A 16,339-nucleotide genomic window follows, 5' to 3' on the forward strand; every position below is an offset into this window, starting at 1 on the left:
TATCAGGAGTGCTTCACATGACGATCGAGAAGAAAATTTCCGATACCAATCTTGAGACGGATACAGGCGTTTCGCGCCGTGGCTTTGTCAAGGGTGCCGCTGCTGTTACCGGTGCTGCCATCGGTTCGGGTGCGATCACCGGCTTCCCGACCATCTGGGCCCAGAACATCAAGGACGTTACCCTGCGTCAGTTCGGTACCGGCGTTTCGAACATCAATGCGATTGCGGAAAAATGTAAGGAAGATCTGGGCATCAACCTTCAGATGACCGCCCTTGATTCCGATGCGGTTGCCCAGCGCGCTGTTACCCAGCCGAACTCGTTTGATATTGCCGACATCGAATACTGGATCTGTAAGAAGGTCTTCCCGGCCGGCACCATGCAGCCGATGGATACCTCCAAGCTTAAGAACTATGATGCGATCTCCAAGCTGTTCATCACCGGTAAACTGACCCCGGATTCCGAGATTGCCCAGGGTACCGCGCCGCATACTGTTGGCTTTGTTGAAGGCATGGACAGCACGACCTTTGCATCCGAGCCGACCAACTGGATGACCCTGATCCCGACCATTTACAATGCCGATACCCTTGGCATTCGCCCCGACCTGATCGATCGCGAAATCAACAGCTGGGCCGATCTGCTTGATCCGGCATTCAAGGGCAAGGCATCGATCCTGAACATTCCGTCAATCGGCATCATGGATGCGGCGATGGTTTGCGAAGCCATGGGCGAAGTCACCTATGGCGATAAAGGCAACATGACCCAGGAAGAAATCGACAAGACCATCGCGGTCATGATCGATGCCAAGAAAGCCGGTCAGTTCCGTGCCTTCTGGAAGAGCTTCGATGAGTCGGTCAACCTGATGGCATCTGGCGAAGTTGTCATTCAGTCCATGTGGTCGCCGGCCGTTGCTGCTGTGCGTTCCAAAGGCATCGCATGCAAATACCAGCCGCTCAAGGAAGGTTACCGTGCATGGGGTGGTGGTATCGGCCTTGCCAAGCACCTCTCGGGTCTCGAGCTTGATGCAGCGTACGAATATATCGACTGGTATCTGTCGGGCTGGGTTGGCGCATATCTTAACCGTCAGGGTTACTACAGCGCAGCACCTGAAACCGCGAAAAAGTACATGTCCGAAAACGAATGGGGCTACTGGATGGAAGGCGAAGCAGCCAAGGAAGACATCCTCAGCCCGGAAGGCAAGGTCATGGAAAAAGCCGGTGCGGTTCGCGATGGCGGTTCCTACGAAGAGCGTATGGGCTCGGTCGCGTGCTGGAACTCCGTCATGGACGAGAACAAGCACATGGTCCGCAAGTGGAACGAATTCATCGCAGCATAATCTGCGACAGATATTGGGTGGGCGCGGTTTTGGCCGCGCCCGTCATCCCGGTTGTTGATGTCAGTTTTTGACCTTTCCGGTGCCGGGCCGGAGCCAATTATTCGTTTTTGCCTTTAGCGTTTTTCTTTTTGTTTTTCTGGCAGGGTTTCAAGGACAGAGCATGGCTTCTGATACGTCAAAAAGATCGTCCTATTTCCTGATCTCGCCAATGGCGCTGATCTTTGCGGTGTTTCTTGTCATCCCGCTTCTGACCATTGTTGTGGTCAGTTTCTGGGACTATGACGAATACCGTATCCTGCCTGACTTCATTTTTGAGAATTACAAGTATCTGCTCGGCTCCTCGGTGACGTGGAGCATCTATCTCAATACTTTGAAGTATGCCGTTCTGACCTGGTTCTTCACCCTGATCATCGGCTTTACGGTCGCCTATTTCCTGGCGTTCCACGTGCGTAGTCTGACCTGGCAGATTGTGTTCTTCATGCTGTGCACCATTCCGTTCTGGACTTCAAACATCATCCGCATGATTTCGTGGATCCCGTTCCTTGGACGTAACGGGCTTTTGAATTCGGCGCTGATTAATCTGGGGATTGTTGATCAACCACTTGAATTCCTGCTGTTTTCCGATTTCGCAGTCGTTCTGGCAGATGTGCATCTTTATGCGCTGTTCATGGTGGTGCCGATCTTCAATTCGATGATGCGCATTGACCGGTCGCTGGTTGAGGCGGCCCGTGATGCCGGTGCCAGCGGGTTTGAAACGTTGAAATCCATCATCGTGCCACTGTCAAAGCCCGGCATTGCCATTGGGTCGATCTTTGTCATCACCGTCGTGATGGGGGATTTCATCACGGTGCGTCTGATGAGCGGTGGCCAGAGTGCGTCGGTCGGTTTGCAGATTTCCAATGAAATCGGGCTTTTGCAATATCCAGCCGCCGCCGCCAGTGCCGTGGTGTTGCTGATTACGGTGTTGCTGATCGTGACGGCGCTTTTGCGTCTTGTTGATATCCGCAAGGAGCTGTGATCATGGCATTTTTCTCAAAAAATCGCGAACGCCGTCCGACCAGCTTCTATTTCCTTGCGGCCTTCTTCGCGCTGTTTGTGCTGTTTCTCTATGGCCCGATGCTGACCATTTTCATCCTGTCCTTTCAGGGAGAGAATGGCGGCCTGACCTTCCCGATGAACGGTTTCTCGTTCCATTGGTTTGGCAATCTGTTTGAAAAGCAGGCAGTTGGTGATTTTGGCGGATCGTTCAGTCGATCACTTAAGCTTGGCCTGATTGTCATGGTGGTGACGGTTGTTGTTTCCTTTATGGCTGGCATGGCGTTTCGCAAACGCTACAAGGGGGACAGCATCGTCTTTTATCTGGCAATTGCCAGTTTGATCGTGCCGTCGATCCTGATTTCGCTGGGCATCGGGTTGCTGTTCAACATTGTCCAGTGGCAGCCGCAATGGTTTACCTCTGCGTTGGGGGCGCATCTGACATGGACGTTCCCGTTCGGGCTTCTGATCATGTTTGCGGTGTTTAACCGTTTTGATCCGTCCTTTGAGGAAGCCGCACGTGACCTTGGCGCCAGCAACTGGCAGACCATCCAATATGTCGTTCTGCCGATGGTCGGGCCCAGCTTGATCGGGGTTGCGATGTTCTCGTTCACCCTGTCTTACGATGAATTTGCCCGCACCCTGATGACGGCAGGTGCGCTGAATACCCTGCCGCTTGAGATTTATGGCATGACGACCAATGTCACGACGCCAGTACTTTATGCGCTGGGCACGGTGACCACCGGGTTCTCGTTCCTGGTGATTGCGCTGGCATTGGGGACGGTTGCGATCATGCGCCGTCGCAAAGGACAAAAAGCATGAGCCGCATCGCCGTTATCAATCCCAACCTGTCGACCGGCTTTACCAAGAAGATCGGTGAACAGGCGCAAAAGATTGTCGGGCCCACGGCAAAGGTTCTGGCGCTTAACCCGACCTTCGGGCCAGACAGCATCGAGGGCTATTACGACGAAGCCTTCGCCAGTGTTGGCTTGTTGTCGGTCATTCGCGAACTGGAAGCAGCACCGGAACAAGAAGCAGATCCCATCGGTGGCTATGTTGTTGCCTGCTTTGATGATACCGGGGTGGACGCCGCGCGCTGTTTGACCAGTGCACCGGTTCTGGGTCTTTGTGAAGCCGCCATGCGTATGGCAGCTGCCGTGTCATCGCGATTTGCCATAGTCACCCCGATGGCGGTATCCGTCCGACCGCTTGAACATCTGGTCTCCAAATACGGCGCGTCATCGCAATGTGTCGTTCGGGCGGCGGGTGTGCGCACGCTTGATTTTGAATGCGACAATGCTAACGCAGCCTACACAGCGCTTAAAAAGCAGGCCGAGATGTGCCTTTCGGATGATTATGCCGAGGCGATTGTGCTTGGCTGCGCGGGCATGACCGATATTGCGGATCGTCTGCAGGAAGAACTGGGCGTGCCTGTGATTGACGGGGTCAGTGCGGCGGTCAAGATGATCGAAGCCATGGCATTTTTGGGCCTGCGGACGAGCAAGGCAGGCGCCTATGCCAAACCGCCACTCAAACCCTATCAAGGGATGTTTGCGGAATTTGCCCCCCAAGGCTGAACCGCGGCCCAACCTTCAGAAGGGTCAGGTTTGTTTCAGCGCGTATTCCACCTCTGACAAGTGGCGGCGCATCGCGTCTTCGGCGCGTTTGGGGTCGCGCTGCTCAATCGCATTGATGATGTCACGATGCTGGGTGCTGAGTTCTTCAATCAATGTGTCTGAATGGCTGCTTTCGCGCAGTCGGGCCCAGGCGGCTTCGCGGCGAACGGCGTTGACGGCCTCGAATACGGCCAGAAATAAAGTGTTCTTGACCGACTCGGCCAAGCGCTGATGAAAGGCCGCATCCCACTTTTCGTATTCGGCCTGTGTGGTTGCGCTGGCGGCCTTTTCGATCATGCCCCGCATGGCATCGATATCGCCCTGTGAGGCGCGAAGAGCTGCGAACCGCGCCATGGACGGTTCGATTTCCTGACGTACTTCCATGATTTCAAACGGGCTGGTCTTGGTGGCCAGTCCTTCAAGTTTGCGCAGGCGCGGGGTTGGCGGCGTGCCAACAAAGGTGCCCTGACCCTGTCGGCGCCAGATCAGGCCTTCGGATTCCAGTTGATCAAGTGCTTTACGCAGTGCGCGCCGACCGACATCAAGCTGTTCGGCAAGTGTGCGTTCGGCAATGACGCGTCCGTCCTTGACGAAAGCGCCTTGGGTAAAGCCGGTCTTGAGCTTTTCCGCCAGCGTCTGAGTGGCAAATTCAGTCATGGTTGTTGTTCATTTTTAATGACGTTTCTATCGTTCCCTCGCGCGAACCAATGCGCACCTATCATTGTAAGCTATTGGTTTATCAAAGAACAAGCCCGCACTATTTCTGTTTGTAATCAGATGTGTGGGCGGTTCTTCAGCTTAGCAGGTCATAGAACATGCGCGCAGACGTGATCGCCAGAAACAGGCCAAAGCACATGCGAAGGGCGCGGCGCGGGATGGTATGCGCGATCCGGGCGCCGATCGGGGCGCATAGAACCGTCATCGGGATCAGAAGGGCTGCGGCCAAAACGTTCACATAACCCAGCGAAAAGGGCGGGCGGCCATCAACGCCGATACCTGACATGGCATAGCCGATGGTGCCGGGCAGGGCGATAATCAGGCCGATTGCAGCCGAGGTGCCAACCGCACGGCGGATGTCATAGCCAAGGAAATTCAGGACCGGTACGCAGATGGTACCGCCGCCAATTCCCATCATTGCCGAAAGACTGCCGGCAATGACACCGAGCACCGCCCAGACGGATTTCGGCGGGTTCTTGGTTGCGCCGGTTTCGCGGTCTTTGACCAGGATCATGTTGCCAGCCACGAGCAGGGCGACAACCGCAAAGACGATGGTCAGAACCCGGCCGTCGGCCAGACCGCCAATTGCGGTGCCAAGAATCACACCGACAATGATGGCCGGACCCCAATGTTTGAGAAGGGTGGTATCGACCGAACCTTTTTTATAATGGCTGCGGGTTGATGAAATTGCCGTGGCAATGATGGTGGTGAGCGACGTGGCAACGGCGACCTGCATGCGAAGGCTTTCGTCAACACCCATGGTGGTCAGAAAATGATACAGCACCGGGACAATCACAATCCCGCCGCCAACACCAAGAAGCCCGGCCATGATCCCGCCAAGGACGCCGGCAAACAGCATGGCTGCCCCCCAGACGAGATACAGGCTCATGGCGCCATCCATTTCAAACATTCGAACCAATCCGTACCAATTATGATATCAATCTATAAGTGGTACTATTCATCTTTGACGGAAATGTGCAACATAATCCTTATTTACAGCCATATATTATTTTTGCACTTGCGAAATTGGTTTGTTGCTGCCAACAATGCACGGACAAAGAAATTGAACCAAAGTATTAATGGTTCAGATATTGCAGACGACATATCAGGAGGCGATACACATGTTCCGCAAGATTGCAGTTGCTGCCGGTTTGCTGGCCGCGGCCATCGCAGGTCCGGCACAGGCGCAGGACTATCCAGAAAAACCGATCGAATTCATCGTGCCATGGGGCCCGGGTGGCGGCAGTGACACCCTGATGCGTATCGTCGCAATGGGTCTGACCGAAGTCACCGGTCAGCCGGTGCCGATCGTCAATATGCCCGGTGTTGGCGGGACGGTTGGTCTGGCCGAGTTCGCCAAGCGACCGGCAGATGGCTATACCATTTCCCAGATTCATGAAGGTCTTTACACCGCCAACAAGCTTGGCATCACCGAGCTGAGCTACAAGAACTTCATTCCGGTCGCACTTGTGACCTCCTCGCCGCAGTATCTGGTTCTGTCGAAAAACGACAACTTCTCGAACCTTGAAGAGCTCAAGGCTTATGCCGAAGCAAATCCGGGTGCCGTGCGCGCCGGTGTGACACTTGGTGGGGTTCCCCATCTTCACATGGCGATGATCGAAGAAGCGCTTGGTGTCGAGTTCAGCTATGTCGGTTTCCGTGATACCGGCGAGCGTATCCGCGCTGCTGTTGGTGGCAACGTTGACATCGTTATTGGTGACGTTGCATCGGCCAGCGAGTTTGTCAAAAACGGCGATCTGATCTTTGCCGGTGTCGGCACCGAAGAACGTACTGCAGAAGAGCCGGACGTCCCGACCATGGCCGAACAGGGTTATGATCTGTCGATGGCTGTGACCCGTGGTGTTGTGCTTCCGGCCGGTACCCCGGACGAGATCGTTGAAGCACTGGATACCGCACTCGAAAAAGCGATGTCCCTGCCTGATATTCGTGAAAAGATGACCAATGCCGGTTCGGCGGAAATCTATCTCGGTCACGAGGCATACAAAGCCTATCTCGACAAACTTGACAGTGAAGTCGACAAAGTTGTCGGCAAACTTCAGGGATGAGTCAGTCGACTGCGAAAGCAGCAGCAGCGGACGCAAGTGCGTCCGCTGCTCTTCGTGCAAGAAGTGAAGTCGCACGGCTGATTTCATATATCGTTATCGGTTCGGGTGCCGCCTTTCTGAGCCTGCGCGCCAGCACGTTGCCGACCTCGCGCTGGGAGCCGCTTGGGGCGGGTTCCTTCCCTGAGCTGGTGTTTGGGGTGCTTGCCGTTCTCTGCCTGACTGCGGCGGTACGGGCGGTGATTGATATCCGCAAGGCCGGGGGCGCGAATCGTCTGGGGACGTCATTTGCCAAATGGCTTGTTGCCCGACGCTATTCCTTTGCCCTGTTCGGGCTTTTGGTGGTGTATCTGGCTTTGCTGCCGCTTGGTGGCTTTTCACTGACCACCTTTGTGTTTCTGCTGATCGCCCAATTAATGATCGCAGGTATTTCCAAAAAGACTCTCATCCAATCGCTGATCGCCGCCATGATTTTCTCGGTCGGCTTGAACATGCTGTTTGCAGAAGTCTTTAACGTGTTCCTCCCGCGCGGCGTTTTGTTCGCGGGCTAGATAAAGTTTTACGATGATGTTGGATGCATTTCTTGCCGGTGCACATCAGGTTTTCGCATTCGATACCCTGATTTACATGCTGATCGGGTCGATTGCCGGGATCATTGCGGCGGCCATTCCGGGCTTCACCGTCACAATGGCGATCATTCTGACCTTGCCGCTGACCTTTTCCATGGGGCCGCTGCAGGGGGTTTCGGTGATGCTGTCGGTGTATGTCGGCGGTTATACCGGTGGTTTGATCAGTGCCGCCCTTCTGGGGATTCCCGGAACGCCAAGTTCGGTCGCAACCACCTTTGATGCCTATCCGATGGCGCGTGGTGGTGAACCGGGGCGTGCGCTTTCACTTGGTGTCTGGTCATCCTTCTTCGGGACTGTCATTTCCACCATCGTTCTGATCCTTGCCGCTCCGCCGCTTGCGATGATTGCGGTCAAGCTGGGGCCTTGGGAATATTTCTCGTTGATCGTCTTTGCGCTGACCATTGTCGCAAGCCTTGTGGGCAATTCGTTGATGCGCGGACTGATCGCCGGTGTGATTGGCTTGGGTCTGGCGACGATTGGCCCGGACCCCATGATGGGTCAGCCGCGCCTGACGTTTGAGTCATCGATCTTGCTGCCCGGCCTGCCATTCCTTGTCGTTCTGATCGGGATCTTTGCCATCAGCCAGCTGATGGGCGAGGTCGAGGATCACGGCAAAGGCAATAGCAGCGATGCGCTTATTCCCGATGTGATCGAATTCAAGACATGGTCGGTGATGCGTGAAGTTTTGATGCATCCGGTCAACTTGGTGCGTTCGTCACTTGTTGGTGTGTTTATCGGTGCCCTTCCGGGTGCGGGGGGATCAATCGCCAACCTTCTGGCCTATGATCAGGCCAAGCGCAGTTCCAAAAATCCCGAGGAGTTTGGCAAAGGCACGCCCGATGGCGTGATTGCGTCCGAAGCCGGGAACTCTGCCACGGCGGGCGGTGGTCTTATTCCCATGATTGCATTGGGTATTCCGGGGTCTGCAGTTGATGCCATCCTGATGGCGGCCCTTATGGTGCATGGCATTTCGGTGGGTCCGCGTCTGATCATGGACAATGCCGATCTGGCCTATGGCATGTTCGTTGCCATGGTTGTCTCGTCGCTGATGATGCTGGTGGTGTGTGTCCTGTCGATGCGTCTGTTCCTGCGCGTGACCGACATTCCCAAACAGTTCATCGTGCCGACCGTGATGATCTGTTGTGTCATAGGGGCGTTTGCGCTCAATAACCGGGTGACCGATCTTTATCTGCTCGGCGCGATTGGCCTTGTTGGCTATGGCCTGAAATCGCTTGATTATCCGCTGGCCCCGCTGGTGCTGGGGGTCATTCTGGGGCCGATTGCCGAAACCAATCTGCGCCGCGCACTGATGAGTGACGGCGACTGGACGGTGTTCTTTACCCGTCCGATTTCCGCCGTTCTGTTGGCGGCGGCCCTTCTTTCGGTCATCTTCAGTGTCCGTTCGGTCCTGAAGATGCGCAAAAAAGACCGTCCTGCCACCGATGAACAAGACGGCGATTAGGAGACTCCAATGAAACTTCGTCACGACGCGCTTTATGCCTCACGCCGCTCACCGGTGCTGGCGCGCAATATGGTCTCAACATCCCAGCCGCTTGCGGCCCAGGCCGGTTTGCGAATGTTGCTGGCGGGTGGTAATGCCGCCGATGCGGCATTGGCTTCTGCCATTGCGCTGACCGTGGTTGAACCGACCGGTAATGGTCTTGGTTCGGATGCCTATGCGATTATCTGGGACGGCAAGGAACTGCATGGTCTGAATGCATCGGGCCGCGCACCGGCCGACTGGACACCGGAACGCTTTGCCGGGGCGGACACCATGCCACAGCGTGGCTGGGAAGCCGTTACCACGCCGGGTGCTGTCTCTGCGTGGCAGGAAATCTCCACCAAGTTTGGCAAACTGCCGTTCGAAAAACTGTTCGAGCCGGCCATCGAATATGCGACCCGCGGTTTTGCCGTATCGCCAATCATCGCTACCCTTTGGGAAATGGGCGGTGATTTGCTTGGCAAACAGCCGGGCTTTGCCGAGGCGTTCCTGCCGGGCGGCAATGCGCCGAAAGCGGGCGAGCTGTTTGTGAATAAGGCCGCAGCCGAAAGCCTGATCGATATTGCCGAAACCAAGGGCGAGAGTTTCTATCGCGGTAAACTGGCCAGCAAGATTGCGGCCTTTGCCAAGGAACATGGTGCGGCCCTGTCCGAAGACGACCTTGGCAATCACAAGGCTGATTGGGTCGGCACGATTTCGCAAAGCTTTGGCAATGTGAAACTCCATGAAATCCCGCCAAACGGGCAGGGCATTTCGGCCCTGATCGCGTTGGGTATTCTGCGCCATACCAACATTACCGATTATGAACCGGATTCGGTTGAGGCGCTTCATCTTGAGATTGAGGCGATGAAACTGGCCTTCGCCGATATGCGTGAATATGTCGCAGATCTCGATTACATGACCGATGTCACGGTCGAGCATCTGCTGTCTGATGATTACCTGAAATCGCGCGCCGCCCTGATTGATGCCAACAAGGCGCAGGACTTCAAGGCCGGTGCCCCCAAACATGGCGGTACGGTCTATGTCAGTGCGGCGGATGAAAACGGCATGATGGTGTCGTTCATTCAATCGAACTATATGGGCTTTGGGTCCGGCGTTGTGGTGCCGGGCACCTCGATCAGCCTGCAGAACCGTGGTCATGGCTTTAGCCTGAAAGACGGTCACCCCAACCTGGTCAAGGGTGGCAAGCGTCCGTTCCAGACGATCATTCCGGCCTTCCTTATGGGACTGGATGGCAATCCGGTGATGAGCTTTGGCGTCATGGGCGGTCCGATGCAGGCACAGGGGCACTTGCAAATGACGCTGCGCACCCAGCTTTGGGGGCAGGATCCGCAAACCGCAGCCGATGCTCCGCGCTGGCAGGCGCTTTCGGGGCTTAATGTTGCGGTGGAAACCTCGGTCGGGGCGGATGTGATCGACGCGCTCAAGGCCAAGGGCCATGCGATCAAGGTCGAGACGCCTGACAGCACAAACTTCGGTTTTGGCGGCGCGCAGCTGATTGCCAAAACCGATGCCGGGTACGTTGCCGGCTCGGACCCGCGCAAGGATGGTTGTGCTGTCGGATACTGACGGGTTTGCTTTCAGATCGGCATTCGCAGTCATCTGAAACAAGATATGGCCGGTCCACTTTTGTGGACCGGCCATTTCCTTACCGGGCAACAGGGAGCCAGAGAGGAACCCGGATAGAATAATCCGTTTGCCGGATTACTGAGCGCCGATGGTCAGGCCTTCTGGCGCCATTTTTTCGTCGGCCAGTTTGGCGTCTTCGATCGTCTCGATGATGTCCCAGTTGTGGTCAGCACCGCGGATGAAGCCCGGGATATCGGCAACCCAGCGTTTCTGAATTTCCTTGTTCAGGTTCAGATAAAGTTTGCCGTCAACGATGCGCCATGCCTGCGGATCAGCACCGAATTTGCGACCCATTGCCGCACCAAAGGCGCAGAACCCGCCATATTGCGGCGCGTATTTTTCCGGGTTTGCATTGAACAGGTCACGGTTTTCAGCGCTGGCAAAGCGATAGGTTGCGCCACCAAATTCGGTCTTGAATTCGGAGTTGCCCGGGGTCGGGGCGCCAACGGTGAAGTAGGCAACCGGGTCGAAACCCTGCAGGGCGTAGCCATCAACAATGTTGACTTCCTGTGCAGCGTTTGCCGTTGCGGTGGTCGCGACAGTGCTGCCAACGGCAGAGATACCCAGGACAGCAGCCAGGGCAGCGGAACGCATGAAATTCGAACGTTTGGTCATTTTTTCATCTCCTTCACGGGGTGATCACCGGGTGTTTACTGGCAGGCGATCACGGAACTGGTTCATCAAGAGGACGTCTTGAAATCTGAAAACAGCCTATCGTCGGAGAAGTGACTTGTTGTCTGAGGAAGCACGCAATTCGTCTGAGAAGGATGTTCTTTCCGATCTGTTTGCCGGAAATCATCCGCGTGGCGATGTGATTTTTGCCGGAACCCATTGTGGTAGCAGTCATCATCAGGGCTCAACAGACCTGCCAGCCCAACAACAGGGGATGCTGCATGTTCTGCAACGCGGCAGCATGCGCGTTCTGTTTGACGGGCGCGAACAGATCCTTCTTGATCGGCCGGGTATTGTTCTGTTCGGAAGCCCCTTGCCGCACGATATCGATACGCCTGAACGTGGTTCGGAAGTTGTCTGTGCCAATCTGGATTTTCCCGATACGGGTCTTAGCCCGGCGAAGCTGGGCTTGCCGGAATATCTTGTGCTGCCCTTTGACGAGATCCCCGGGCTTGAGGCAATTACCGGCCAGCTTTTTTCTGAATCGCAGATGACACAACCCGGACAACGCACTGCGATCAATCTTCTGGTCGATCTGCTGTTGCTGATGGTGTTGCGCCATTGTCAGGCGCAGAACCTTGTGCGGCCGGGGATCCTGGCCGCCATGCGTGATCCACGGATTGCGCGCGTGGTGGGTGAACTTCATCAGAAGCCCGGTGAAAACTGGTCGGTTGAGCGGCAGGCAGAAACGGCTGGCATGTCACGCGCGAGCTTTGCAGCACGGTTTCGCGACTTGCTGGGCACGTCACCCGGTGATTTTTTGCAAACCATCCGACTTGATCTGGCGTTTGGCCTGCTGCGCGAAGGCAAAAGACTGCAGGCGGTGGCAAGTCAGGTCGGTTATCGCAGTACCACCGCACTTGCGCGCGCCATCCAGCAACGCCACAAGGTTTCACCGCGCGAATTACATGCCGATTCCAGCGGGGAAAACAGCCTGTTGCAAACTGTCGTTTGACAAACGGTTTCAGGTTTCCGTCAAGCGGTTCTTTGCCGCGTTTTTTCGTTACTGCCCATGCAAAAATGACGCTTTGCCAATGACATGTCCGGGATTAAAGCAATCCTTTCGGGCTGCTTGGCATGTGCGCCTTTTGCGGATTCTTACCCTGATCACGACACATTCCTGCCCTGTTTCCTGTGCACAACAGCAACCAATAAATTCGTAAAAAATCCAACGGTTGGTAGCAGATAAGAGCATGACGCAACATTTCCAGCAGCACATGAAGCTGCCCCTCAGGCGTGTTCTTTTGGGTGCCGCTGCATCCGCACTGATCATGATCGGCGGGGCGGCGACCATCCATGCACAGGAAAGTGATCCGGCCCCGGCAACTGTGGCGCCGTCGGCGCAAATAGCGCCAAGCGAAAACGCAGAAGATAGCCAGGGCCCGTCAGAAAAAGTGACTGCGGATGCCGCGCCCACAGATCAACCAGATTTGCCGAAACAGCCCAATGTTTCCAAGCCTGTGATGTTTGATCCGGCGATGGTGACCGAGCTTGCACGCAATCTGGCCAAACAGCCATTTGAAAATCCGCATCGCGAACTGTCTGAATCCCTTTCGGGACTAAGCGCAGAGGATTACGCCGAGATCCGCTTCAAATCGAAGCGTGCCTTCTTTAACCCGGCCGAGACGGATTTCAGTCTGGAGCTGTTTCATCCGGGTAGCATGTATGATGTGCCGGTCACCATCAATCTGGTGCGTGACGGTGAAGTTCAGGTCATTCCGTATTCGGCCGGATTGTTTGATTTCGGCAAGACCGGCCTGTCGGGCAATAATTTCTCCACGCAAAACTATGCCGGGTTCCGCCTGAAATATCCACTTTCGGATGTCACCAGCAATGATGAACTGACCCGTTTTCTTGGCGCATCCTATTTCCGCCTTCAGGGGCAGGGTCAGTCGATTGGGCAGATGGCGCGCGGCCTTGCGGTTGATCTTGCCGGCCCGACTGGCGAGGAAATCCCGGTCTTTCGCGAATTCTGGATTGTCGAGCCCAAGGATGGCAGCAACACCATTACGGTTTATGCCCTGCTTGATAGCGCGCGGGTCACCGGTGCCTATCAGTTTGATATTACGCCGGGTACGCGCAGTCAGGCCGATATCAAGGCTCACCTGTTTTTCCGCGACGCGGTCGAGAAGATCGGCATTGCGCCGCTGAATGGCATGTTCCTGTTTGGTGAACAGCGCCGCCGGTTCTTTGATGACTATCGCGGCGAAGTCCATTCAAGCGACGGGCTTCTGATCAATAACGGACGCGGCGAATGGCTGTGGCGCCCGCTTGATAATCCGGAAGACCTGCAGATGAGCTCGTTCCTCGATGAAAACCCTATCGGGTTTGGCCTTTTGCAGCGCGATCGCAATTTCGATCATTATCAGGATCTCGAACGGCGCTTTGACCAGCAGCCGGGCTATTGGGTGACGCCAAAGGGCAAATGGGGCAAGGGCCATATCGAGCTGGTCGAAATCCCGAGCCCGTCGGAAACCAACGACAATATCGTTGCCTATTGGGTGCCGGAAACCAAACCGGTCGCAGGTGGTGAAATGCAGGTCGCATATAGTGTAACCGCGACCCGTGACGGCACGGGCCTTCATGGTATGGCGCAGGCAACCGACACCCGAATTCAACGTCTGGCAAGCCAAGGCGATGACGATCAGGCCGGAACACGGTTTGTTTTGAACTTTGCCGGTGGTGATCTGGATTATTTCACCAAGGATGCCAAGAACCTGCGCGCTGATATCAGCACATCCGAGGGGGATATCCGCAATGTCCGTGTCCTGCCTGATCCCGAAAATGGCGGTGTGCGCGTGACCTTTGATCTGGTCAATACCGGTGATGCCACGTCAAGCAACCTTCGGGCCTTCATCCTGTATCAGGACAAGGTCCTGAGCGAGACCTGGACCATGCCGTGGGCCTTCTGATCCTGTTGGGATCACGTGCCATCGATTGCAAGAAACAAACAAGCCCGGATGAGCCAGATGACAGAAGCCGCCAACACCACATCAAAAGGGACTATCCCCGCAAACGGCCTTGATGACACCCATTGTGATCCGACGGTCAAACTGCGCGGGCCCGGCGTCGGGTCCCGGCGGTTTTTCCTGTTCGGGGCATCGATTGCAGCGACCGCCTATGCCGCCTGGCTGATGGCCGACGTTCTGGGGGCGGACCAGCTGACCATCATGGAAATGGTGGTGGTGGCGTTCTTTACCATCAACTTTGCCTGGATTTCACTTTCGTTCTTTACCGGGATTGTCGGGCTTGTCTTACGCGGGTTGAAACTGGATGCCATCACGCTCAAGCGCCTCAAACCGATCACGCGCAAAGGTCATTTGCGGTCGAAAAACGTTGTGGTGATTCCGGTCTATAACGAGGACCCCAACCGCGTCTTTGCCGGGTTGCGCGCCAGTTACGAAAGTCTGGCCGCGACCGGGGAACTTGATGCGTTTCATTTCTTTGTGTTGTCGGACACCCGCGATCCCGATATCTGGATTGCCGAGGAAATGGCATGGGCCAAGGCGTGTTCGGATCTGAATGCGCGCGGCAAGATCTTCTTCCGCCGCCGGGCGGAAAATACCGAACGTAAATCCGGTAACCTCAAGGAATTCTGTGAGACCTATGCTGCCAATTACGATCACATGATCGTCTTTGACGCCGATAGCGTCATGTCCGGCGAGGCCATGGTCAATATGGCCTATCTGATGGAAAACAACCCGGATGCCGGGATCATCCAAAGTCCGCCGCAGCCGACCGGCCGTCAGACCCTGTTTGCCCGTATCTTGCAGTTCATTTCACGTGTGCATGGCCCGACGATGTCAGCGGGCCTGTCATTCTGGTGCATGGGCAGTTCGAACTATTGGGGCCACAACGCGATTATTCGCACCAAGGCGTTTATTGAATGCTGCGGCCTGCCGGTGCTTTCGGGCAAGCCGCCGATGGGCGGTCATATTCTGAGCCACGATTTCGTCGAGGCCGCCTTCATGCGCAAGGCCGGTTGGCGGTGCTGGCTGATCCCGCAACTTGAAGGCAGCTGGGAAGAATTGCCGCCCAACCTAATTGATTTTGCCATCCGCGACCGTCGCTGGTGTCAGGGCAATATGCAGCATGCGCGTCTGATGGTCGCACCGGGTTTCAAGCCGCTCAGCCGTCTGCATTTCTTTATGGGTGTGATGAGCTTTGTGTCATCGCCGCTTTGGCTTTTGCTGTTGCTGAGCTCGACAATTGCGACACTTCAGAACACCCAGCTGACCTACAGCTTTTTCCCCGGTCAGTTCACCATGTTCCCGCAATGGCCAGTGGATCGATCCTTTGAGATGCTGGTGTTGCTGATCTTTACCATCGGCATGCTGGTTCTGCCCAAGATCATTTCGATCCTGATGGTATGTCTGGGGCGTGATCGCAAGCAGTATGGCGGGGTGATGGTGCTGGCCAGTGGCCTGCTTGAAACCCTGTACTCGGCCTTGCAGGCCCCGATCATGATGATGCTGCATTCCCAGTTCGTGTTTTCGGTTCTGACCGGCAATCAGGTTGGCTGGGATGCGCAGGAACGTGATGATGCCGGGGTACCGTTCAAGGCCGCCCTTAAAACCCATCGCACCATCATTGTGATCGGTCTGATCTGGGGGGCGGTTGCCGTGTTTGTTGATACGGCGTTTTTCTGGTGGCTGTCGCCGATTTTGGCTGGTCTCATTCTGTCGCCGTGGCTGACGCATTATTCCAGCAGCCTTGCCATCGGAAAGGCAGCAAGGCGCATGCAGCTTTTTGTTACCCCCGAAGAATATGACAGTCCGGATGAACTTCGTGCGCTTGACCGCATCAATGCCGAAGGCGGTGATGACGATGTCAAAGACGGGTTGTTGCGCCTGATCGAAGATCCCTATGCCAATGCGCTGCATTCGGCCCTGTTGCCGGTACGCAAACCCGATGCCCGTACCGCGATTGAAATCGGCATCATCTATGAAAAGCTTGCTAGGCTGGGTGTGGAAAGCCTGACACGCGATGAAAAGCTTCTGATTTTGTCATGGCCGGTCAAACCGCTTGATCAGATCATGGCAGGGCGTGATCACCTAGCGGTTGAAGGTCCGGCAACCGCGAACTAGTGGTTTGTTTTAAAAAGATTTCCTGCGCCACAAAAATGCCCAGATTCGAGCAAAAT

General features: G+C 55.6%; 14 protein-coding genes. 11 read left to right on the plus strand and 3 right to left on the minus strand.

The features are described 5' to 3' along the window. Positions 1–17: 17 nt before the first annotated feature. From HED22_RS06055 to HED22_RS06070, 4 genes are all read left to right on the plus strand, one after another. Positions 18–1,334, plus strand: a complete 1,317-nt coding sequence (locus tag HED22_RS06055; protein ID WP_167720145.1) for a PotD/PotF family extracellular solute-binding protein — start codon at positions 18–20, stop codon at positions 1,332–1,334. Between the two features lie 160 nt (positions 1,335–1,494). After that, positions 1,495–2,352, plus strand: coding sequence for an ABC transporter permease (locus HED22_RS06060; RefSeq protein ID WP_167720147.1), 858 nt, complete (start codon positions 1,495–1,497; stop codon positions 2,350–2,352). A gap of 2 nt (positions 2,353–2,354) precedes the next feature. After that, positions 2,355–3,191 carry an ABC transporter permease gene (locus HED22_RS06065; protein WP_167720148.1) on the plus strand — a complete coding sequence of 279 codons (837 nt, stop codon included), beginning with the start codon at positions 2,355–2,357 and terminating at the stop codon, positions 3,189–3,191. Beyond that, positions 3,188–3,946, plus strand: a complete 759-nt coding sequence (locus HED22_RS06070) for an aspartate/glutamate racemase family protein (protein ID WP_167720149.1) — start codon at positions 3,188–3,190, stop codon at positions 3,944–3,946. Before HED22_RS06065 ends, HED22_RS06070 begins: the two co-directional genes overlap by 4 nt. A 24-nt stretch (positions 3,947–3,970) precedes the next feature. Here the strand turns inward: HED22_RS06070 and HED22_RS06075 are convergent, their stop codons facing one another. Together HED22_RS06075 and HED22_RS06080 are read right to left on the minus strand one after the other, a co-directional pair. Then, positions 3,971–4,642: a FadR/GntR family transcriptional regulator gene (locus tag HED22_RS06075; RefSeq protein ID WP_167720150.1), complete on the minus strand. Its 672-nt coding sequence runs from the start codon at positions 4,640–4,642 to the stop codon at positions 3,971–3,973. 136 nt (positions 4,643–4,778) lie between these two features. After that, complete coding sequence (locus tag HED22_RS06080) at positions 4,779–5,612, minus strand: sulfite exporter TauE/SafE family protein (RefSeq protein ID WP_167720151.1); 834 nt, start codon at positions 5,610–5,612, stop codon at positions 4,779–4,781. A gap of 211 nt (positions 5,613–5,823) precedes the next feature. Between HED22_RS06080 and HED22_RS06085 the strand changes: the two genes are divergently transcribed. From HED22_RS06085 to HED22_RS06100, 4 genes are read left to right on the plus strand one after another with little or no spacing between them, the layout of a single operon-like run. Further along, entirely contained in the window at positions 5,824–6,768 is a 945-nt protein-coding gene (locus HED22_RS06085) for a tripartite tricarboxylate transporter substrate binding protein (protein WP_167720152.1), read from the plus strand. Then, the gene (locus HED22_RS06090; protein WP_167720153.1) at positions 6,765–7,316 is read left to right on the plus strand and encodes a tripartite tricarboxylate transporter TctB family protein; all 552 of its coding nucleotides are present in this window, start codon (positions 6,765–6,767) and stop codon (positions 7,314–7,316) included. The genes HED22_RS06085 and HED22_RS06090 overlap by 4 nt, the downstream gene beginning before the upstream one ends. A gap of 13 nt (positions 7,317–7,329) precedes the next feature. Next, positions 7,330–8,856: a tripartite tricarboxylate transporter permease gene (locus HED22_RS06095; RefSeq protein WP_167720155.1), complete on the plus strand. Its 1,527-nt coding sequence runs from the start codon at positions 7,330–7,332 to the stop codon at positions 8,854–8,856. Positions 8,857–8,865: 9 nt separating this feature from the next. Further along, entirely contained in the window at positions 8,866–10,464 is a 1,599-nt protein-coding gene (locus HED22_RS06100; RefSeq protein ID WP_167720157.1) for a gamma-glutamyltransferase family protein, read from the plus strand. 135 nt (positions 10,465–10,599) lie between these two features. Here HED22_RS06100 and HED22_RS06105 read toward each other — a convergent pair whose 3' ends face one another. Then, positions 10,600–11,139, minus strand: coding sequence for a YHS domain-containing (seleno)protein (locus tag HED22_RS06105; protein WP_167720159.1), 540 nt, complete (start codon positions 11,137–11,139; stop codon positions 10,600–10,602). A 118-nt stretch (positions 11,140–11,257) separates the two neighbouring features. On the opposite strand from HED22_RS06105, the gene HED22_RS06110 reads away from it, so the two are divergent. The 3 genes from HED22_RS06110 (at position 11,258) to mdoH (ending at position 16,283) form a co-directional block, all read left to right on the plus strand. Then, positions 11,258–12,151, plus strand: a complete 894-nt coding sequence (locus HED22_RS06110) for an AraC family transcriptional regulator (RefSeq protein WP_167720161.1) — start codon at positions 11,258–11,260, stop codon at positions 12,149–12,151. 238 nt (positions 12,152–12,389) lie between these two features. Next, complete coding sequence (locus HED22_RS06115) at positions 12,390–14,108, plus strand: glucan biosynthesis protein (RefSeq protein WP_167720163.1); 1,719 nt, start codon at positions 12,390–12,392, stop codon at positions 14,106–14,108. A 57-nt stretch (positions 14,109–14,165) separates the two neighbouring features. After that, positions 14,166–16,283: a glucans biosynthesis glucosyltransferase MdoH gene (gene mdoH, locus HED22_RS06120; protein WP_167720165.1), complete on the plus strand. Its 2,118-nt coding sequence runs from the start codon at positions 14,166–14,168 to the stop codon at positions 16,281–16,283. Positions 16,284–16,339: the final 56 nt, after the last annotated feature.

It is taken from the genome of Thalassospira sp. HF15 (genome assembly GCF_011806525.1).
Classification (GTDB): Bacteria; Pseudomonadota; Alphaproteobacteria; order Rhodospirillales; family Thalassospiraceae; genus Thalassospira.